This window comes from Maribacter sp. 4U21 (genome assembly GCF_002742365.1).
Lineage (GTDB): Bacteria > Bacteroidota > Bacteroidia > Flavobacteriales > Flavobacteriaceae > Maribacter.
In genome coordinates this window covers 81,201-101,957 of the sequence record NZ_MDGN01000029.1, presented here as the reverse complement: position 1 = coordinate 101,957, position 20,757 = coordinate 81,201, and the positions used below count along the sequence as shown (strand labels likewise).

Annotated in this window: 21 protein-coding genes and 1 tRNA gene; 12 read left to right on the top strand and 10 right to left on the bottom strand. The window is 39.6% G+C overall.

What is annotated here, in order from left to right:
• Window positions 1-64: 64 nt before the first annotated feature.
• A complete protein-coding gene (locus BFP77_RS05365) occupies window positions 65-1,297 on the bottom strand; it encodes an MFS transporter (RefSeq protein WP_099573022.1) in 1,233 nt (410 codons plus the stop codon).
• Between the two features lie 162 nt (window positions 1,298-1,459).
• Here BFP77_RS05365 and BFP77_RS05360 point away from each other — a divergent pair, with 162 nt between their 5' ends.
• The 9 genes from BFP77_RS05360 to BFP77_RS05320 all read left to right on the top strand — a co-directional run bounded on the left by BFP77_RS05360 (window position 1,460) and on the right by BFP77_RS05320 (window position 10,974).
• Complete coding sequence (locus BFP77_RS05360; protein ID WP_099573021.1) at window positions 1,460-2,038, top strand: RidA family protein; 579 nt, start codon at window positions 1,460-1,462, stop codon at window positions 2,036-2,038.
• Window positions 2,039-2,290: 252 nt separating this feature from the next.
• Window positions 2,291-2,362 (top strand) — tRNA-Arg (locus tag BFP77_RS05355).
• Window positions 2,363-2,820: 458 nt separating this feature from the next.
• Window positions 2,821-4,269, top strand: coding sequence for an arginine decarboxylase (locus tag BFP77_RS05350; protein ID WP_099573020.1), 1,449 nt, complete (start codon window positions 2,821-2,823; stop codon window positions 4,267-4,269).
• A gap of 160 nt (window positions 4,270-4,429) precedes the next feature.
• Window positions 4,430-5,368 carry an agmatinase gene (speB, locus tag BFP77_RS05345; protein WP_099573019.1) on the top strand — a complete coding sequence of 313 codons (939 nt, stop codon included), beginning with the start codon at window positions 4,430-4,432 and terminating at the stop codon, window positions 5,366-5,368.
• A complete protein-coding gene (locus BFP77_RS05340) occupies window positions 5,358-6,332 on the top strand; it encodes a deoxyhypusine synthase family protein (protein ID WP_099573018.1) in 975 nt (324 codons plus the stop codon). Before speB ends, BFP77_RS05340 begins: the two co-directional genes overlap by 11 nt.
• 2 nt (window positions 6,333-6,334) lie before the next feature.
• Complete coding sequence (locus BFP77_RS05335) at window positions 6,335-6,658, top strand: hypothetical protein (RefSeq protein ID WP_099573017.1); 324 nt, start codon at window positions 6,335-6,337, stop codon at window positions 6,656-6,658.
• A 76-nt stretch (window positions 6,659-6,734) separates the two neighbouring features.
• Entirely contained in the window at window positions 6,735-8,261 is a 1,527-nt protein-coding gene (locus tag BFP77_RS05330) for a bifunctional GNAT family N-acetyltransferase/carbon-nitrogen hydrolase family protein (protein ID WP_099573016.1), read from the top strand.
• A gap of 5 nt (window positions 8,262-8,266) precedes the next feature.
• The gene (gene rimK / locus BFP77_RS05325; protein ID WP_099573015.1) at window positions 8,267-9,637 is read left to right on the top strand and encodes a 30S ribosomal protein S6--L-glutamate ligase; all 1,371 of its coding nucleotides are present in this window, start codon (window positions 8,267-8,269) and stop codon (window positions 9,635-9,637) included.
• Window positions 9,638-10,113: 476 nt separating this feature from the next.
• Window positions 10,114-10,974 (top strand): sigma-70 family RNA polymerase sigma factor, encoded by an 861-nt coding sequence (locus tag BFP77_RS05320; RefSeq protein ID WP_099573014.1) that lies wholly within the window; start codon window positions 10,114-10,116, stop codon window positions 10,972-10,974.
• Window positions 10,975-10,992: 18 nt separating this feature from the next.
• Here the strand turns inward: BFP77_RS05320 and BFP77_RS05315 are convergent, their stop codons facing one another.
• Window positions 10,993-11,934, bottom strand: a complete 942-nt coding sequence (locus BFP77_RS05315; protein ID WP_099573013.1) for an NAD-dependent epimerase/dehydratase family protein — start codon at window positions 11,932-11,934, stop codon at window positions 10,993-10,995.
• A 65-nt stretch (window positions 11,935-11,999) separates the two neighbouring features.
• Here BFP77_RS05315 and BFP77_RS05310 point away from each other — a divergent pair, with 65 nt between their 5' ends.
• Entirely contained in the window at window positions 12,000-12,500 is a 501-nt protein-coding gene (locus BFP77_RS05310) for a hypothetical protein (protein WP_099573012.1), read from the top strand.
• A complete protein-coding gene (locus BFP77_RS05305) occupies window positions 12,487-12,978 on the top strand; it encodes a nuclear transport factor 2 family protein (RefSeq protein ID WP_099573011.1) in 492 nt (163 codons plus the stop codon). The genes BFP77_RS05310 and BFP77_RS05305 overlap by 14 nt, the downstream gene beginning before the upstream one ends.
• 45 nt (window positions 12,979-13,023) lie before the next feature.
• Here BFP77_RS05305 and BFP77_RS05300 read toward each other — a convergent pair whose 3' ends face one another.
• The 3 genes from BFP77_RS05300 to BFP77_RS05290 all read right to left on the bottom strand — a co-directional run bounded on the left by BFP77_RS05300 (window position 13,024) and on the right by BFP77_RS05290 (window position 15,167).
• A complete protein-coding gene (locus tag BFP77_RS05300) occupies window positions 13,024-13,728 on the bottom strand; it encodes a hypothetical protein (RefSeq protein ID WP_099573010.1) in 705 nt (234 codons plus the stop codon).
• Window positions 13,729-13,856: 128 nt separating this feature from the next.
• Complete coding sequence (locus BFP77_RS05295; RefSeq protein ID WP_099573009.1) at window positions 13,857-14,231, bottom strand: hypothetical protein; 375 nt, start codon at window positions 14,229-14,231, stop codon at window positions 13,857-13,859.
• Window positions 14,232-14,351: 120 nt separating this feature from the next.
• Window positions 14,352-15,167, bottom strand: a complete 816-nt coding sequence (locus BFP77_RS05290) for an SDR family oxidoreductase (RefSeq protein ID WP_099573008.1) — start codon at window positions 15,165-15,167, stop codon at window positions 14,352-14,354.
• Between the two features lie 137 nt (window positions 15,168-15,304).
• Between BFP77_RS05290 and BFP77_RS05285 the strand changes: the two genes are divergently transcribed.
• The gene (locus tag BFP77_RS05285) at window positions 15,305-15,769 is read left to right on the top strand and encodes a CBS domain-containing protein (RefSeq protein WP_099573007.1); all 465 of its coding nucleotides are present in this window, start codon (window positions 15,305-15,307) and stop codon (window positions 15,767-15,769) included.
• A 213-nt stretch (window positions 15,770-15,982) separates the two neighbouring features.
• Here BFP77_RS05285 and BFP77_RS05280 read toward each other — a convergent pair whose 3' ends face one another.
• The 5 genes from BFP77_RS05280 to BFP77_RS05265 form a co-directional block, all read right to left on the bottom strand.
• Complete coding sequence (locus BFP77_RS05280) at window positions 15,983-16,333, bottom strand: hypothetical protein (protein WP_099573006.1); 351 nt, start codon at window positions 16,331-16,333, stop codon at window positions 15,983-15,985.
• Window positions 16,334-16,825 (bottom strand): DUF6265 family protein, encoded by a 492-nt coding sequence (locus tag BFP77_RS05275; protein ID WP_099573005.1) that lies wholly within the window; start codon window positions 16,823-16,825, stop codon window positions 16,334-16,336.
• Window positions 16,826-16,927: 102 nt separating this feature from the next.
• Window positions 16,928-17,239, bottom strand: coding sequence for a pentapeptide repeat-containing protein (locus tag BFP77_RS17285; RefSeq protein ID WP_257212877.1), 312 nt, complete (start codon window positions 17,237-17,239; stop codon window positions 16,928-16,930).
• A gap of 32 nt (window positions 17,240-17,271) precedes the next feature.
• A complete protein-coding gene (locus tag BFP77_RS17280; protein ID WP_257212876.1) occupies window positions 17,272-17,499 on the bottom strand; it encodes a pentapeptide repeat-containing protein in 228 nt (75 codons plus the stop codon).
• 18 nt (window positions 17,500-17,517) lie between these two features.
• Complete coding sequence (locus tag BFP77_RS05265) at window positions 17,518-20,667, bottom strand: WD40/YVTN/BNR-like repeat-containing protein (RefSeq protein ID WP_099573004.1); 3,150 nt, start codon at window positions 20,665-20,667, stop codon at window positions 17,518-17,520.
• Window positions 20,668-20,757 lie beyond the last annotated feature (90 nt).

Genomic DNA, 20,757 nt, shown 5'->3' with positions numbered 1-20,757 from the left:
ACAATTGAAATGCAAATGCCCAAACAGAAAACTGTTTGGGCATTTTTTATACTTTGGAGATTGTTTAGGCAGTTGCCACTTCTACCTCACTTTTTTTATTCTTTAGCCAGAAATATAGTATGGTAAACAGAACGATTAATATGCCCGGAAAAAGTACCATGGTTCCTAAAGTTGCTTGTCCAGATACTAATTCCAGTTCGTCCCCTGTCAAACCTTGGGCAACCGCATCCGCTTTGTCAGAATCAATCCAACCTCCTATAATGGGCTGAAAAATGGAATTGGCGAACATACCGATAGCACCAATGATAGACATGCCCAAAGCACCACTCTTAGGAACTTTAGTAGCTACTAAACCAATCATATTGGGCCAAAAGTAGGCAATACCAAGGGCAAAGATTATAGCGGCAACATAGGCCATTGCCCCTGTTTGCGTGCTAAAAAGATATATCCCGATAGTTGCTAAAATTGCGGAACCCAATAATACACCAGTTTGGTCAAAACGTTTCACCATATCACCACCAAAATAGCGGGCTACGGCCATTAAACCAGCGGTTAAGGCCAATATTAAGGTGGGTTGTGCTCCACTTTTTGCAAGGATAAGCCCTACCCATTGATTAGGTCCAAATTCGGTAATTGCTGTCAAGGCCATACAAACTCCAATGAATAAGAACAAGGGAGTAATCATAGACCTCAAATTAACGCCAATGGCCGCAGCTTCCTGTATCTTAGCTTTTGGCCAATCCTGTCCAAAAAACATATACGCATAAATTAGTGTTGGAATCAGGAGCAGCCACATCTGACTTTGCCCTGTGATTCCATAATCGGTCATAAAACCCGAGAGTAGACTCCCTATGGCAATACCTCCTGGAAACCACATATGAAAACGGTTTAACATCTTACTCATTCTAGTACCTTGATAAGCGTCCGCAATCATTGGATTACAAGCAGCCTCGGTACAACCATTACCCAAGCCTATCAAAAGGTTGGCAATTAATAAACCGATATAATTACCGGAAAATAGGAGTAATAAGATACCAACGGCATGCGCAAAGAATGCAAATTGCATAATAGCTTTTCCACCTACCTTATGATAGATTAATCCGCCAACTACCATGGAAATGGGAAAACCTAAAAACCACATCGATGTGATAAGACCGGTCTGACTTGCCGTTAATTCTAATTCAGTTTTAAGTTGGTCTAAAATTCCAGCTGCAATAGCAAAAGAGAACGCTGTCGTTATTAATGCGAAACAGCTACCGTAAAAAAGCCTATTCGCATTTACCTTAGAATTTTCCATATTCAATTAATTTTATTGGTTTGGTTAATATGCTAATCTAATAAAAATGAAATAGTTTTTAGTATTTTTTAGCTAAATCCTATCCTTCACCGTATAAGGTTAACATATTATCATATTTTTATGATGAATATGTATTTATAATCTTATAAACAGTAATGTAACATGAAAAACGTGATGCTAGGTGCTTTTCTATTACTTCTTTTGTCCTGTGGAGCCGAACCCAATAACGAATTAGAACAGAAAACCGTTGAGAATCCGATAGAAACGGTTCCCGCTGATTATAATCCAGAGGCCAAACTTGGGGAGCTCAATATTACACTAAGAGATCAAGGAACGCCTGTTGCTAATTATGTACATGCCGTACGAACGGGAAATCTAATTTTCTTGGCCGGGAAAGGACCTAAGCAAGCCAATGGCGAAAACATTATTGGTAAATTGGGTGAGGACTTAGGCGTAGAAGAGGGCTATAAGGCCGCTCAGGAGGTCGCTATTAATCAACTGTCCGTCTTAAAGTCGGAATTAGGGAATCTGAACAAAGTTAAAAGAGTAGTCAAGGTAAAAGGTATGGTCAATGCAATACCAGATTTCAAGGAACATTCCAAGGTTGTTAATGGCTATTCTGACCTTATGGTCGCTGTCTTTGGTGATGCGGGTAAACATGCACGAGCTGCGGTAGGTATGGGTTCGTTACCTGGTAATATGGCTGTTGAGGTAGAGATGATTGTTGAGGTGTATGAGTAACAGGAAATTCTACTCGAAAATCGAGACTAAAAATGCCCCGAGCCTTGTCTTAAAACTATAAACTATTTTCTTCTAGAACGTATTACGGGATTGCACAGAAGCTACGTATTGATTTAATCCTTCCATAACAGTTCATTTTCTCTTAAAAACTATGATTCAAGATTTCCCTTGGGTTGAAGAATAGTGGGAATTAGTTCTTTGAGACTTTTATAGAATACCTGAAAAACCCTAATTTAGCGCATTTGATTTTTTGGCCTCGTAGTTCAATGGATAGAATAGAAGTTTCCTAAACTTTAGATGCAAGTTCGATTCTTGCCGAGGCTACAATTAAATTTTAAACATAAGTTTTTTACCGCCATTTTCAATTAATCTAAAAATAATTCTCTAACTTACTGATTGTAAGTAACTTAATTTTAAAAATTATTTTATCAAAAAAGACTTCTTTTTCAAAAAAAATGTTTTCATTTGCATGCTCAAAATAGCCATGCGCTACTTTGTATTTAGCATTTAGCTGAACATGACATGTAATGTTTATATGTTCGGGCTTTGGGGGATTAGGAAGTCAAACCTTAAAGTAGCTTATAAGATGAGCGACCGAATTTTAAAGCTTACTTCCGTTTTAAACTCACCGATTGTGCGGCCACAGCACAACTACTTTTTTATTCCTACTACTCAGGAGCAAATCATCATTTGATATTCATTTTGCTTACATTTTATTAATGTCTAGCAACACTTTCCATTTTTAATTTTACCTAATTTTAAAGCGTAATTATTTATATAGCATGAATACCAAATATATTGACCTCATAGAGCAAACCTATGATTTCCCTCAAGAAGAATTTACTTTAGAAGGAGAGCACCTGCACTTTCATGGAATCGATTTAAAAAAATTAATCGCGCAGTACGGGAGTCCTCTAAAATTTACCTATCTGCCAAAAATATCGGAGAATATTCAAAGAGCCCAACATTGGTTCAAGAAAGCTATTGATAAATACGACTATAAGGGTACGTACAAGTATTGTTACTGTACAAAAAGCTCTCATTTTCAGCATGTGTTACATGAGGCACTGAAAAACACGATTCATATTGAGACTTCATCGGCTTTTGACATTAATATTGTGGAAGAACTCAAAAATGTAGGGAAGATTAAGGACGATACCTATGTACTTTGCAACGGTTTTAAAAGAGCCCAATACATTGAGAACATAGGAAGACTGATCAACAATGGCCATCGGAATTGTATCCCCATTATAGATAATTACGAGGAGATAGATTTACTCTCTGATGTTATTAAGGACGATTTTCAAGTAGGTATTAGGATTGCATCGGAAGAAGAACCGAAATTCGAGTTTTATACCTCTCGCTTGGGCATTGGTTATAAAAACATTGTTCCTTTTTATGAAGGTCAAATTAAGAATAACGATAAAGTAGAGCTTAAAATGCTTCATTTTTTCATTAATACCGGTATTCGCGATAACGCCTATTATTGGAACGAACTAGTCAAATGTTTAAAAGTATACGTAAAGTTGAAAAAGGTTTGTCCGTCTTTGGACAGCTTAAACATTGGTGGAGGTTTCCCCATAAAAAACAGTTTGGCGTTCGATTATGATTATGAATATATGGTCGATGAAATTATTAATCAAATTAATATTACCTGTGCAGAAGCCGAGGTACCTGTACCTAACATTTTTACGGAATTTGGAAGCTTTACAGTTGGGGAAAGTGGTGGCGCCATCTATGAAATTCTGTATCAAAAACAACAGAACGATAGGGAAAAATGGAATATGATAGATTCCTCCTTCATCACTACCCTGCCAGATACTTGGGCCATAAATAAACGTTTTATCATGCTGCCCATTAACCGCTGGAACGATGAATATGAGCGTGTGCTTCTGGGTGGACTTACTTGTGATAGTGATGATTATTACAATAGTGAACAAAACATGAACGCTATTTATTTACCTAAATACAAGCGGGACAAACCTTTGTATATCGGATTTTTCAATACCGGGGCGTACCAAGAAACTATAGGGGGTTATGGAGGCTTACAACACTGTCTAATTCCGCAACCAAAGCATGTTTTAATTGATAGGGACGAGGAGGGCAATCTAATGACCACTTTGTTCAATCCACAACAAAAAGCAGAAGATTTACTCAAAATATTGGGATACGGTTCCAGTCTTGAAGTAAAACAGGATAGGCTAGAAGAGCTTCAGGATGAAGTACATTAGGACCTGTGTATTGAGCAACAGATAGCTTTTTAATAAGCTTCGATTTATAGGTTTTTCCCATAAAAAGGAGGGATTAAGGGAGGTGTAGAAAACAATATTGCAATCTAAAAGATTACAGAAAAAATATATTTTATCAAATTAAAAAATAACGAACATTACAATGAAATCAACAAAGAATTACGCAGGTATCGCTGACGAATTCGCGCAACTGGAAACCGCAAAGGTGGTTTTAATCCCTGTTCCTTACGACGGGACAAGTACTTGGGGGAAAGGAGCTGACAAGGGTCCGGAAGCTTTCTTAGAAGCCTCGGAGAACATGGAACTCTATGATATTGAGACGGAGTCGGAAGTATACCGGCAAGGCATACATTTGACAGAGGCTATTACGGAGAACACTTCCCCGGAAGCTATGGTAAATGCGGTGCATAAAACCACCAAGGAATATATAAAACGAAATAAATTCGTAACCCTATTCGGTGGCGAGCATTCTATTTCTATAGGGAGCATTAGAGCTTTTAATGAATGTTTTGATAATCTTACGGTACTGCATATCGATGCTCACGCAGATTTACGTGAGTCCTATGATGGTACGGCGTATAACCATGCTTGTGCCGTGCACGAGGCGAGCCAAAACACCAATTTGGTTCAGGTAGGAATACGCTCTATGGACGCTATCGAGAAAACCTTTATGGATGCGGAAAAGACATTCTTTGCCCATGATATGGTTACGGATGAATATTGGATGGACAAGGTTGTAGAGGCCATGTCGGATACCGTATTCATTACTTTTGACTTGGATGCTTTAGACCCTTCAATACTTCCTTCTACAGGAACTCCCGAGCCAGGAGGCTTATTATGGTACGAAACACTGGATTTTTTAAAACAGGTTTTTGAAGAGAAAAATGTAGTCGGTTTTGATATCGTTGAACTATGTCCGAATAAAGTAGATAAGTCTTCGGATTTTCTGGCTGCAAAACTTTATTATAAAATGTTGAGCTATAAATTTATGGGACAGGACATAGACGAAGACTATGATAATACTTACGATGTGGATTATAAATCCAATAACGGATTAAAATTTCAAGATGATGAAGACTAAAGGAGCGATTTCAAATTTTATCGAAAAATACTACCTACACTTTAACGCAGCAGCTTTAGTAGACGCAGCCAAAGGCTATGAGGAGCAGTTGAACAATGGGGCTAAAATGTTGGTTTCCTTGGCCGGTGCCATGAGTACGGCGGAACTGGGCAAGATTTTTGCGGAGATGATCCGCAAGGATAAAGTCCAGATAATTTCATGTACCGGTGCCAATTTAGAGGAGGATATTATGAATTTGGTAGCACATTCACATTACAAACGTGTTCCCAATTATCGCGATTTAACGCCTCAAGATGAATGGGATTTGCTAGAGAAAGGATTAAACCGTGTAACGGATACCTGCATTCCAGAGGAAGAGGCGTTTAGAAGAATACAGGAACATATTGTAAAAATTTGGATGGATGCAGAAGCAAAGGGAGAACGTTATCTGCCACACGAGTATATGTACAAACTGTTGCTTTCCGGTGTTTTGGAAGAACACTATGAAATAGACCTTAAAGATTCTTGGATGTATGCCGCTGCGGAAAAAAACCTGCCTATCGTTTGTCCCGGTTGGGAAGACAGTACCATGGGGAATATTTTTGCTTCCTATGTCCTAAAGGGAGACCTGAAGGCCAGCACCATGAAATCGGGAATAGAGTATATGACCTTCTTAGCGGATTGGTATACGGATAATTCATCCAATGGAATCGGATTCTTTCAAATTGGAGGTGGTATCGCAGGAGATTTCCCAATCTGTGTAGTTCCCATGCTCTATCAGGATATGGAACGTACGGACACACCGTTCTGGAGTTATTTTTGTCAGATAAGTGATAGTACAACGAGTTATGGCTCTTACTCGGGAGCCGTTCCTAACGAAAAAATTACATGGGGAAAACTGGATATTGATACACCAAAGTTTATCATTGAAAGTGATGCCACTATTGTAGCACCTTTAATTTTTGCTTATCTTTTAGATTTATAATTATGGATAAACACGCACATTTAAAAAAAGTAATCGTTGACTTTAAAAAGTTGACGCCAGAAGTGCTGAAACTCACCGTGGCACGTTACCCGGACGGTTATGATGATAGGGATATCATTTCCTTCAGAAATGCTCATGGTGAGCGTGTAGAGGCGGTAGAGGTTTTAACCCATGACACTAAATACTTGGTAAAAATCAGTGAGAAACTGGAATATACCATGGAAAATTACGATGAGTCGGATTATGAGGATTTTGAGGATGACGACCCTGAGGCAGTGGTGGAACCAGACCCTAAGGACATGGTAGACGGAGATGACGACGAATAAATTTCACTGAATTTCTAATTAAAAATATACCACGGGATTTTCATAGCGAAAATCCCATTTTTTTATGCAAAGAAGTATGAAAATAGAACATATAGAAAATATTGAATTAAAGTTTTTAGACCTGGACGATTATCAGGAATTAAAAACCGCAATGATATCGGCATACTCCAATATGCCCGGGGCTTACTGGAAAGAAAAACATATAGAAGCCCTGATAAAGAAGTTTCCTGATGGCCAAGTTGTTATTAAGATTAACGGACAATTGGCCGGTGTGGCCCTTTCCATAATCGTAGATTACGATAAGTTCAATGATAATCACACCTACGAACAGATAACGGGTAATTATTCTTTTAAGACTCATGATCCCGATGGAGATGTGCTCTACGGTATCGAGGTTTTTATAAAGCCAGAGTTCAGAGGCTTACGATTGGGCCGTAGGTTGTATGATTATAGAAAGGAACTCTGTGAGAAGCTAAACCTTAAGAGCATTGTTTTTGGTGGTCGTATGCCCAATTATCATATCTATGCAGAAGCGTTGACCCCAAAAGAATATATCGCCAAGGTGCGTCGTAAAGAGATACAAGACCCCGTACTCAATTTTCAAATCAGCAACGATTTTCATCCGGCAAAAGTGATGAAAGGCTATTTAGATGGAGATTTGGCATCTGGAGAGTTTGCCATTCTAATGGAGTGGGACAATATTTACTATCAAAAACCATCTAAAAAGGCTGCCACTAAAAAGACGGTAATTCGCTTAGGGTTAATACAGTGGCAAATGCGTCCTTATAAAGATTTAGAGGAGCTGTTGCAGCAGGCAGAGTATTTTGTGGATGCGGTCTCCGGATACCGCTCGGATTTTGCACTTTTCCCGGAGTTTTTTAACGCTCCACTAATGGCAAAGGACAACCATTTGTCCACGCCGGATGCCATACGGGAGCTTGCTAAACATACCGAAGCTATCGTACAGAAGTTCTCGGAATTTTCCATTTCCTATAACATCAATATCATCACGGGAAGCATGCCGGAAATGATTAATGGGAGACTCTATAATGTGGGTTATCTATGCAGACGAGATGGAAGTATGGAGCGTTACGAAAAGTTGCACGTTACCCCAGATGAGGCTAAAGTTTGGGGCATGCAAGGGGGTATGCAACTGAAGGCATTTGATACGGACTGTGGTAAAATTGGAGTGCTTATTTGTTATGATTCCGAATTTCCAGAATTAAGTCGTCTTCTGGCAGATGAGGGGATGGACATTCTTTTTGTACCCTTTCTGACGGATACACAAAACGGGTATTCTAGGGTAAGGTACTGTGCGCAGGCAAGGGCAATAGAGAACGAATGTTACGTAGCCATTGCCGGTAGTGTGGGTAATTTGCCCAACGTGCAGAATATGGATATCCAATTTGCGCAATCCATGGTCTTTACGCCCTGCGATTTTTCATTTCCCACTAACGGGATTAAGGCCGAGGCAACGCCAAATACCGAAATGATACTGATCGCCGATGTGGATATCGACTTGTTACGGGAATTGAATCAATTCGGTGCGGTAAGAAACCTAAAGGACCGTAGAACCGATATCTTTGAACTTAGAAAAAAATAAAGATTTTGAACGATTTAAAAATAATTGGTAGTGAAGAGTGGTGTGTTTTTGAAGGTCTTGGTGTTCCTGCCATTAAGGCCAGAGTAGATTCGGGTGCAAAAACCTCATCTATACAGGCGACCAACTTAAAGGTCATTACCAAGGGTACCCAAGAATGGGTGCGTTTTGAAGTGAATCCGCTTCAAGAAAACAGAAGTATCGCCATTCCATGTGAGGCACGTTTGGTAGATCGCCGTATGGTAAAGAGTTCTTCAGGTATTTCGGAAGAGCGCTTGGTGGTTAAGACACCGGTAACCATAGGGAAGGACACTTTTGAGATTGAATTGACCTTGGCCAACAGAGATACCATGGAGTTCCGCATGTTATTGGGAAGAGAAGCGTTGACCGAGCGCTACATCGTAAACCCTGCATTAAACTATGTGGTACAGGATTTTTCCAATGAAGAGATAGCGTGCAAGTACGCTCCTTTCAAAAAGGAAAAAACAGGGTTAAAAATAGCTTTGCTGGCTAGCAACCCTAATTTATACAGTAATAAGAGAATTATGGAGGCCGCAGAGGCACGCGGGCACGAGATTCAATTTTTGAACGTAGAGCTGGCCTATATGAAATTAGATGCCCAGTCTCCCGAAATACGGTATAGAGGGGGTAATATACTTACCGATTTCGATGCGGTCATACCACGCATAAAACCGTCGGTAACTTTCTACGGTTGTGCCTTGATACGTCAGTTCAATAACTTGGGTGCTTATTGTCAGAATTCCGCTGAGGCCATTACACAGTCTCGCGATAAGCTGTTCGCTTCCCAATTATTTTCCAAAAATGATATTCATATTCCTATTACCGGTTTTGCCAAGTCCCCTATGGATACCAAAGACCTGATAAAGATGGTCAATGGTGCCCCTTTGATCATAAAACTGTTGGAGAGTACGCAGGGTAAAGGTGTGGTATTGGCAGAGACCAATAAAGCAGCTGAAAGTGTTATCAATGCTTTTAAAAGTGTAAATACCAATATTTTGGTACAAGAATTCATTAAGGAAGCTAATGGACAGGACATCCGGTGTTTTGTGGTCAATGGTAAAGTTGTCGCCAGTATGCAACGACAGGCGCAAAAAGGCGAATTCAGGGCCAATATCCATCAAGGAGGAAAGGCTTCTATCATTAAAATAACTTCAGAGGAAAAGAAATTAGCCATAAAAGCCGCTAAAATTTTGGATTTGGCAGTTGCGGGGGTAGATATTATCCGGTCTAATAAAGGTCCCCTTTTATTAGAGGTAAACTCCTCTCCCGGATTGGAAGGTATAGAAAACGCAACAGGTAAGGATATTGCCAATGAGATGATCGTAGCTATCGAGAAGAAGTTGAAATTTAGTAATTGACCTAATTCTCCAAAACCTCTTTAGTCGTTCTGGTTAGATCAATGGCTGCTTGCCAGTCTCAATCTAGCTGTGCATGAGTGGTTTTTATATCGCAGGGTCAAGCATTTGTAATAGCCTGTCTAAAATTGGGCTCATATGTCTTTTGAAATGAGAGAACTTTTTCTTGCATTCTTTTGGCCATTTCGGCAGGAGCAAGACGCATGGACTATAAATTTTGTGAAAAGTGGATTTTTATGTCCCCGGTTCTGACCCCATAATCTTCAACGTAGCCTTATGAGCATCTTCCATGAAGATTACCGTTATTATAGCATCCTTTTTTAGGAAGCGGGTGTATGGGCCTCCAGCGATAGCTTCGCGATGAATTTTTACACGATAATTGTCCGTTTTTGCACAAAAAAGCTAAAAAATACGTCAATTACTTGTATTTCTGGTATATAATGATAGATTAAAGGAGAATAGTAAACCAAAATAAATATATGCGCCAATTAAAAATCACAAAGCAGATTACCAACAGGGATTCCAAATCTTTAGAAAAGTATTTTCAGGAAATATCTAAATTAGATATGATAACAGCAGAGGAAGAGGTGGAACTAGCGATTAGAATACGGGAAGGTGATCAAGTGGCTTTGAATAAATTGGTGAATGCTAATTTACGTTTTGTGGTTTCCGCCGCAAAGCAATATCAAGGTAGGGGATTGCGCCTTTCAGACCTGATTAACGAAGGAAATTTCGGATTGGTCAAAGCGGCCAAACGTTTTGACGAGACCCGTGGGTTCAAATTCATTTCGTATGCAGTGTGGTGGATACGACAATCTATCCTACAGGCCATATCCGAACAGTCCAGAGTGGTGCGCTTGCCTTTGAACAAAATAGGAACTATCAGTAAAATATATAAAGTACATTCTAACTTAGAGCAGAAATATCAACGCCAACCATCTGCCGAGGAGATTGCAGGTGAATTGGATATCAGTGTATCTAAGGTTAAGGGTGCAACGAAAAATTCTGGAAGACATATTTCTATGGATGCACCTTTGCGTGAAGGAGAAACGTCTAGTCTGTACCATGTGATGAAATCAAAAAATGCCACAAGTCCGGACCAAAAGGTGATGCAAGATTCCCTTTCAACCGATATTGATTTGGCATTGGATACGTTACCCGATAGGGAGCAGGACATTGTGCGTCTTTATTTTGGTATTGGCGAGCGTCATCCGATGAGCCTCAATGAAATAGGGGAAATATTCGATTTAACAAGGGAAAGGGTCAGACAAATTAAGGAAAAAGCGATACGCTTGTTAAGGAATAAATCCAGAAATAAAGTCCTAAGGGCTTACCTGTAGTGTTTTACGAACCCACGGTTAGCTACTTAAATTTGACAACATCTCTTCCGTAGTTTTCTCTAAATCAAATTCGGCGTTCCAATTCCAATCTTGTTGAGCGTTCGTGTCATCTATACTACTGGGCCATGAATCTGCAATGGCCTGTCTAAAGTCCGGTTCGTACTCCATTTTAAAATCCGGGAGTTGCTCTTGAATACTTTTGGCCATCTGCGCCGGAGTAAAACTCATGGCGGATAAATTATACGAAGAGCGGACTTTTATGGCTTTTGGTGCTGAATCCATTATCTGTAGTGTAGCTCTAATGGCATCATCCATGAACATCATGGGCAACGCGGTATCTTCCTTAAGAAAGCAGGTATAGGAGCCTTTGGCAAGAGCCTTGTGGTAAATTTCCACGGCATAATCCGTGGTGCCTCCTCCGGGCATGGTTTTCCAACTAATTAAGCCAGGATAACGTATGCTTCGCACATCTACGTTGAACTTGTTAAAATAATACTCGCACCAGCGCTCCCCACTTTGTTTGCTTATTCCGTATACCGTGCTAGGCTCCATTATGGTATTCTGAGGGGTATCTGTTTTTGGAGTGTTGGGACCAAAAACGGCAATGCTGGAAGGCCAAAAGATTTTATCTATTTTCTTTTCCTTCCCTAGATTTAGCACGTTAAAAAGGGAATTCATATTCAGGTTCCATGCCCTCATCGGAAATTTCTCTGCAGTGGCACTTAACATGGCCGCCATAAGGTAGACTTCACTAATTTCATAATATGCTATTACCTCTTCTAAAGCGTCGTAATCCGTAGCATCCAGAATTTCAAAAGGACCAGAAGCCATAAGACTTTCACTACCTTCTCTAATATCACTGGCAATGACATGGTCATTGTCGTATTTAGAGCGTAAGGTAAATGTGAGTTCCGTTCCTATTTGCCCGCAGGCACCGATGATTAAGATATATTTTTGCATTTAAAATGAGGTTAAAACAGTACTTGTGTAAAGATACCTTTTCTTAAAATTTGTACCTTCGTTTAATGCGAAAAACCTTCTTGCTTATTTGTTTCATGGTGCTGGTAAGTTCTTGTAAGGACTCTGCCGCTGGAGACGCGGAGCTTCAAGATGCTGGTTGGTCGGTTGATGTTTCTCAGTTGCCAAAAAAAACTAATGTAAATGCCAAAGCCCAGGGGATTTTAAAGGGCTGGCAACCCTACAATGCTTTTGAAGCTAATTTTGATAGGTTGTATGAAACGGAATATCGCGAAGATTTTGTGTTGACCATAGAGGGGCTGGTGGAATCACAAAAACTTTGGGAAAGTTCCACCTATCCCGCACAATTTGATATACCTCAGGTACGTGGTCGTCAAAAAGTGTTGAAAACCTATATCTTAAAAATTAAGGGCGACTTGGAATACAGACAAAACCCGGAAACTTCCATAAAGGAGATGATAGGTGCCTTTAATGATTTACGGGAACATTTCAATATTGTGGTAAACAGTAATTTGCCGGAAGATTTATTTTCAGATGAAAAAAATTAGCGTTTTAGTATTCTTCATAGGTTGCCTTGCGTTCGCACAGGACAACACCAAAGAAGCAATAGACAGCACTTTGGAGGCATGGCACGAAGCTGCCGGTAATGCAGCGTTCGATACGTATTTTGACTTAATGACCACCGATGCCGTATTTATTGGAACGGACGCTACGGAGCATTGGGATATTCCAGCGTTCAAAGCGTATTCAAAACCTCATTTTGATAAAGGTAAGGCGTGGAGCTTTACAGCGGTTGAGCGCAACATTCACCTCAATGAAACGCAAGACATTGCTTGGTTCGACGAGTTGTTGGATACACAAATGAAATTGTGTAGAGGTTCCGGAGTTCTAAAAAAGACCACCAATGGATGGAAAATTGCACACTATGTCCTTTCTATCGCGGTTCCTAATGAGCATGTAGGCGAACTTATTGCCATCAAAAAAGACACCGATAACGCCTTATTGACAAAGTTATCTAGAAATTAAAAAGGGTGAACGTTCGTTCACCCTTTTTAAATAAAAAAATTGAGTTTATTGCTTTGTTCCAGTTTCCGCTGGTGCCTCTTTTCTAGATGCGAGTGCTTGCTTGCTTAAACTGGCCAGGTTAAAATTAGGGTCAATTTTAAGTGCCTCATCCAATATGGCGATAGCCCCATCTATATCTTCTTTGTTTTGATTAAACTTTATCAAGGCCTTTAAGTGAAGAAAAGCGGCTTTTAAAGGTACTTCGTAGGGTTGTTGTCTTTCGTAAAAAGCATACTTCATGTCGTCCTTGGCATTCGCCAAACCATAATCTACATTGGTAGATGCACCTGCATTATCTCCTAATTGTATTTTTAAGTCTGCCAGCTCATAGGCCAAATAAGCATTGGGAGTTCTCTTGTTCAAAACCTCAAACTGTTCTAAAGCTCTTTTTGGTTGATTCAATGCCTTTAGGGATATGGCCTTCACCTGAACTGCTAAATCTGAATCTGTATCCAGTTTTTCTATACCAATGGTGTTTAAGGCTTGTAAATGCCTGTTGTCGTTAGCATAGATATAAGCTAAGGTATCTTTTCGCTCTTTGGACGGAGAAAGAATATTAAGATGTGTTAAGGCGTTAATAACACCATCTATATCTCCCTGTAATCGCATTTCATCATAAAATGCTTCATAATGCTTTTGTAATTCGGTTTTGGTTTGAGCTATCCCATTAAAACTAATGATAAGTACAAGCGCAAAAAGTAATTTTTTCATTGTTTGTCAATTTTGGTCCGCTAAACTATTAAAATATTCCCTAAGAACCTGTTAAGGAAAGCATTAAATATGGTAAAGAAAAAAGGGCACCAAGAGATACCCTTTTTGTTATGTGATTTGAATAGGATTTAAGCCAATGTGTACTGATTTTCCTTTTGATGAAAAGAACGGAGAATTTGCGCATAGAAACCAAGGCTTTTAGGGTCTTTATCTATACAGGATTTCAGGAACTTTTTAAGATTAAGAAAAAGTAAATTGGTGTACAAAGTAGGAACGTTAACGTTTACCTGCGATGCTTGAAACATTTTATCGTCCAGAATAATATCCATCTCTACCCTGTTTCTATGATAATCAATAGTAACATCTGCTGCATTATAGTGCTTTTTTAAAAGAGCTATATGCAAGCGATTAAATTTCTTATATCTTTTTGGGTCTTTACAACTCACGGAGATGAGGTTATCCAATTCCATTAAAACCTTCTCCCGTATTTTTGATTTTTCCATAACATTTTGTTTTTAATGAGATATAAAGGTATGTATTTCATCGATAACTATCTAGTAATCAACAATATGTTAACATTGGTTGGGAGCAATTGTTGTGAATTACTAAAATCTTGTGGTAAACTAATCATATAGCGAGGTGAAAAACGACCCCCTCTTAATAAGAAAAGACCTACAAGTCACGATTTTCTTATACTTTTTATTTTTAACTAATTGATAGTCAGGTATTTTTAGGTCTCTTGTTTTAGCAATTCTAGTATAATAATCTCTCTTCGAGGGATGTTCTGGGTGGACTCCATTAAGCACTGTGTCCCATTGATCTTCCAATATGATGCTTTTAATAATACCGATACAATCATCTAGATGAATGAGGTTTACAGGGGCATTGCCATCTTTTAAGTTCTTTTTTGTGGATAAAATGGTAACAGGATGTCTTGAAGGTCCTATCAATCCGGCGAAACGGAGAATGGTCGTATTTAAGGATGAATCTTTTCTGAATAAGTTCTCTGATGTTAATAATTGTATACCAGATTCAGAAATAGGCTGTGGTATAGTTTCTTCGTCGACGTCCCCGGTGGTATTACCGTAAACAGCCGTGCTACTCACAAAAATGACGTGTTTTACTGAGGCTTTTTGTATTTCCAGATGTAGCAATTGCATTTTTTTTACATAGCTTTCCTTTGGACCTGTTCCTCTTAATCCCGGAGGCACGTTAATGATCAGATAATTAAGGTCCTTAAGGAAATCCTCTATTTCTCCGGTAATATGATGCTCCGAAAGTTTAATCTGATAAGGTTTGATGCCCGCCGCTCTTACATTATCTATTTTAGCCAGGGATGTGGTAGTGCCCTTTACCGTATACCCATCGGCGATAAATTCTTTTGCCAACGGCAGTCCTAACCAACCAATTCCAAGTATTCCTATTGTTTGCTTTGTCAAAAGAATTCTATTTTTTAGTTCACGAATTTCGCATTAAAAAACTTAAAACCTTGAATAACATAAGTCATACAACGATTATTTCTAAGAAATCCATAATTTTTTTCTATCTTTAGGAATCAACCTTTAAACAAAATGCCATGGGAATTAAGAGCTTTCAAGGGATACGCAAGATCGTAAAAAAAGAATTCGAAGCGCCTATTTTGGTCTCTGATTATATGACGACCAAACTAGTGACCTTTAGTCCTGATCAATCCATTCTCGCGGTTATGGAGCAGTTTGCAAAGCACCATATTTCAGGGGGTCCCGTTTTGGACAATAATGGATTTTTAGTGGGTATCATCTCCGAGGCGGATTGCATGAAGCAGATTTCCGAAAGTCGCTATTTTAATCAGCCTATATTGGACAAAAGCGTGGAACGATACATGACCAAAAATGTAGAAACGATACCTCATGATATCTCTATCTTTGATGCTGCAGGCATTTTTGACAAGCACAACAGACGCCGATTACCAGTAATGAAGAACGGTCTGCTTGTAGGGCAGATAAGCCGCAAGGATATCGTTATAGCCGCTTTGAAATTAAGCGGTCACAATTGGAAATAGAAAGTTCCTTAATCCCCAAAAGGGGAAACACAATGCACTAGATAATTCAAGCATTTTCCATTCTAAATAGTTGGTCACAAAATAATAAATTTCAGCATAACTAGTTTAGGTTTGGCTGTACAGATACTATTCTGCAATAATGTGGCGATAACGTTGCGTAAAATGTTATTTTAGAGTTGACCAGTGGACGCAAATCATGGGATGTAAGGCTTGTTATTCTCTTTTCACAATCATATAGTAATCATTATCCAGAGGCAAGTAGCCCAAATCATACACAAAATAATAGGTTGTACCTTTTTTGGTAGTGTAGAGATTGGTGATGAAATCAAAATCGAATCCTTTGTCCAATAAACGTGTTCGCGTGGTCTTGGTTTTGCCGTCCGTTAGTTTAAAACTGTCCAAAACCCGATAGTTTTTGCGTAACCTATTATTAATGTTGCGTATAAGGTTCTTACTATCCTTATTTACTTTGTTGTTATAGGCATTACGGCAATAATCGTTACAGAATTTCTTATCTATGCGCCCAATAATCTCCGTTCCACATTCCAAACACTTTTTCTTCATTTACTGTCTTTTGTAGTTGAACTTAACCTCTGCCACCGAACCGTCATCTTGGTGAATTAGGCCGTAAATGTTTATTTCGTCATGACCTAGTCTTTCAAAAGTAAACCCATCAAAATAGAGACGGTTATTGGCTATTTTAATCAACTTAAATCGTTGTACTTCTTCTTTCTCTTCCCATCCCTTTAATTCCTTGTCAAAATGTTTCAACTCAAAGGCTAAGGTGTTATCTACCTCTCGAATATGACCAATTTCATAGAAATTAACTTCACCATCAACTATCAATCTGAATACGAACATCATAGAACCGGCACTTGGTGGACTCCAAATTTCTTCTGTTATTCCTCCAAAGGCCTCTCCTTTCCAATGGCCTGTCATCCATGCTGCCTCCGCAATGGTGGCTTTGGGAGCAGTAGTGTCCGCTTTTAAGGACATGGTATTTTGACTATTAGCGATGCCTCCTACAAATAAGAACAGGATTACTATCGGTTTCATACGTGTACTTTGCCACAAGGTACAAATTATCCGATTACAAACGAATAGTGTTATTTTCATAATTCGAGCAAATAATAGCTGTAAGATGCACCTTGTTTAGCATTAGTCCTTAATTTGAAGTTGGTATTTTCTTAATAGCTTGGGAAGCTCCTTTAAAGTAAATGCGGCGTTTTTCAGACGATTAATTTCAGGGTCAATGTTAAAATTGAATGCTGTAGTAAAATCCACTTTTTCTAGGATAGTATGTTCAAAGGTAGCCCCCTCTAAATCGCATTTCTCGAAAACGGATGCTGTCAAATCTGTCTTTGTAAAATCTACTTCGTTTAGTTTACAATTTAAAAATCGCGTCTTTTTAAGGTTTAGAGTCCTAAAAGAGGAGAGTTGTAAAGCACAATGCTCAAAAGTAAAATCCATTAAAAAATCCGATGCATCTTCAAATTTAACGCCTATGATTTTACAATGGTCAAAAACACTTCCTTGAATTGGGTATTGGCAACATTAGTATTACTAAGGTTACATTCCAAAAAAGAACATTCCATAAAGTTTTGATTGTCCAGATAATCGTCAGAAAAATTACAACTTTCGAATATGCAGTTTTCATAGTCGGCCTTGGGCAAACGCTGTAGGGAAAAATCTAAACCTTTAAAGGATTCATCTGAAATAAAAGTGGTCATTTCCTAGTTTATGACGTTCTAATCTTTTGGTATGATGATAGCGGGTATTCCCAATTCTTGATACAGGTCGTTAAAGGCTTCCATCTCTCCATTAACAATGGCTTTATGTTCCGTGCTGTAACTACTCCATTCACTCAAAAGGTCTTTTAGCCTTTGTTTTGCCCCCTCTGTAACCTTAGGCTCCGCAACGTCAACGTAGCCCCTTAAATGAAGTAATTGCGCATTTAATTGATTGGGGAAATTGATGACGTCCTGAAAGGTCTTTTGTTTGGGTTGTATTAAGTGCTCTTCCCATGTGGTAATGCGTTTCGTAATCGAATCGCCCTTTTCTAGTAAGGCCTTAGCTTCATCCCTATCTTTCAAGAGTTTTGTATATTGCGAAAGTTGCGATTTAGCAGTACGCATACTATTGACCGCTACATGTATTTCCTTTACGGTATTTTCAATTGTAGTCAGCATTTGTTGTTGCTCCTTATAATCGGCCATATTTCCTTTGACCTTAGGATTCGGTAAAATAGTTACGGTAGTTTCAGCACTGTGGGCTTCTGAACTTAGCCGTAAGGTATAGGAGCCAGGTCCTACCGTTGAACCGTCGAGTCCACCAAAAGTGAAGACTTTATTAACGCTCGGAAGCACATCTCTCTTAAAATCCCAAGTAAATCGGTTATACCCTGCTTTTGAAGGTAGTAGTTGCGGTTTTGCAGGTCCTCCTGGCCAAGATTTAAAATCTTTTGGTTTTTGGTTGGTAACGGTCCTTATGAGTTTGCCATTTTGTAGCACCTCTAATTTAAGTTCCGTGCTATCCATTTGCTGCTTCAAATAATAGTCGAACGTGACACCACTTTTTGGGTTATCTCCCAAGCCTGGTCTTGGTTTATCGCTAGAACCACCAAAAAATAGATGCGTATCCTTTGGCTGAAATAGACTTATTCCCTGTTTGGGTGATTGTATCTGCTGTATTGCGGCAACATCATCTAGAATCCAAAAAGCACGTCCTGCGGTAGCTACTACCAAATCATTGTCCTGAATGGTTAGGTCATTAATGGGAACTATGGGCAAGTTTAACTGAAATGGTTGCCAATTGGCCCCATCGTTCAATGAAATAAACAGTCCTGTTTCGGTACCCGCATATAACAGGCCTTTTTGTTTGCGGTCTTCGCGCACTACTCTGGTAAAGGTATGTTCCCCGTCAATACCATTAGTAATTTTCGTCCAGGTATTACCATAATCCCAGGTCTTGAAAATATAGGAATTCAGGTCCATAGATTTATAACGCATGACTACAACATAGGCTGTTGCCGCATCATGTGGTGATACCTCAATAGAATTAACAATACCATCTTTGATGCCTATAGGTGTAACATTTTTCCATGTTTTACCGCCATCTTGTGTCAAGTGCAATAGCCCATCATCACTACCCGCCCATAAGACGCCCTCTTCATGTACAGACTCCACAAGATAGGTTAGCGTATTGTAGTTTTCCCCTCCGGCGGCCTCATTGGTAAAAGGACCTCCACCTGCGCCATGTTTGTCTTTTTCGTTCTTAGTTAAATCTGGACTAATTGGTGTCCAGATTTGTCCTTCATCCGTAGATTTGAAGACCACGTTACCCGCGTGGTAAATTGTTTTTCTATTGTGTGGGGATGTAATTATTGGAGCGTTCCAATTGTAGCGGTATTTAGCATCTTTAGGAGCTATACTTAATCCCAATTCGGGATATTCTTTAATGGGTTTAGATTCCCGCGTAGCGGCATCCCATTTGTCAATGTTTCCTTGATAGGTTCCTCCATAAATGATTTCCGGATTATCCGGGTCAAAAGCTAAAAAAGCACTTTCGCCGCCTGCAACGGCATACCAGTCTTTCCAATCGATTCCCGCATCATTGGTCCGTGATGCAATGGCAACCGTAGAGTTGTCCTGTTGACCTCCGTAGACGTTATAGGGCATCAAGTTATCCGTAATCACTCTATAGAATTGTGCGGTATTCTGATTTTGTTGTGTGCTCCAACTTTTTCCCCCGTTATTGGAAACATTGGAACCACCGTCGTTAGAGTTGATCATCTTCTGATTATCATGTGGATGTATCCATAAATGGTGATTATCGCCATGAGGAGTGGGTAACGGGGTAAATGATTTACCACCGTCTATGGATTTGGTAACGGGAGCGTTCAACACATAAACTACGTTTTCATCCTGCGTATCAGCAAAAATCTCCATATAGTACCAAGAACGGGCAATATTGATGCGGTCCTTATTAACTTGGGTCCATTTTTTTCCAGCGTCATCGGAACGATAAACGCCACCTTTGTCACCTTCGGCCTCTATTACAGCAAAAACAAATTCAGGATTTGCCCGAGAGACGGATATACCCGCTTTTCCAAATTCTTTAGGAAGCCCTTCTTTTAAACGTTTCCACGTGGTGCCACCGTCAGTGGATTTATATAATCCAGAACTTTTTCCGCCCGACTCCATTAGCCAAGGATATCGGCGATGTTGCCACATGGCGGCATAGAGGATTAACGGGTTTTTCATATCCATTGTCAAGCTTGATGCTCCCGTACTATTATCCACAAATAGTACATTTTCCCAAGTGTTTCCGCCATCTAATGATCTATAGATACCACGTTGCGCACTTGGGCCGTATTGAGCACCCTGCGCCGCAACGAAAATGATATCAGGATTCGTGGGGTGGATAATGACATCGGAGATGTGTCTAGTTTCGTCCAGACCAATATGCGACCAGGATTTTCCGGCATCCGTAGATTTGTAGACACCGTCTCCCATAGAGGTCATGACCCCGCGGGCGGCGTGCTCTCCCATACCTGCAATGACAATATTCGGATTGGTTTCGGAAACAGCAATAGAACCGACGGTTCCTGTTTTCAGAAATCCATCCGAAACGTTTTTCCAAGTAATACCATCATCCGTTGTTTTCCAGATACCGCCGCCAACTGTACCATTGTAATAGGTCATAGGTTGGCCTACAACTCCAGAGGAGGCTACGCTCCGCCCTCCTCTAAAGGGGCCTATGTTTCTCCATTTTAAGCCATGAAAAGTAGAATCTTCAACCTTTACGTAAGGAGCGGCTTTTCTGTTTTTTCTGCGTTGTGCTTGTAGGGATAGCGGTAAGATGAATACCGCAATGAGAAGATAGTGTACTGTTTTCATTGGTTGGTTTGATAGTTATTATTGTTTACGCTACGTTAGGCGGAATTCAGATGTCTCAGGACTTAAAGGGTCTCTACTTCTATAGATTCT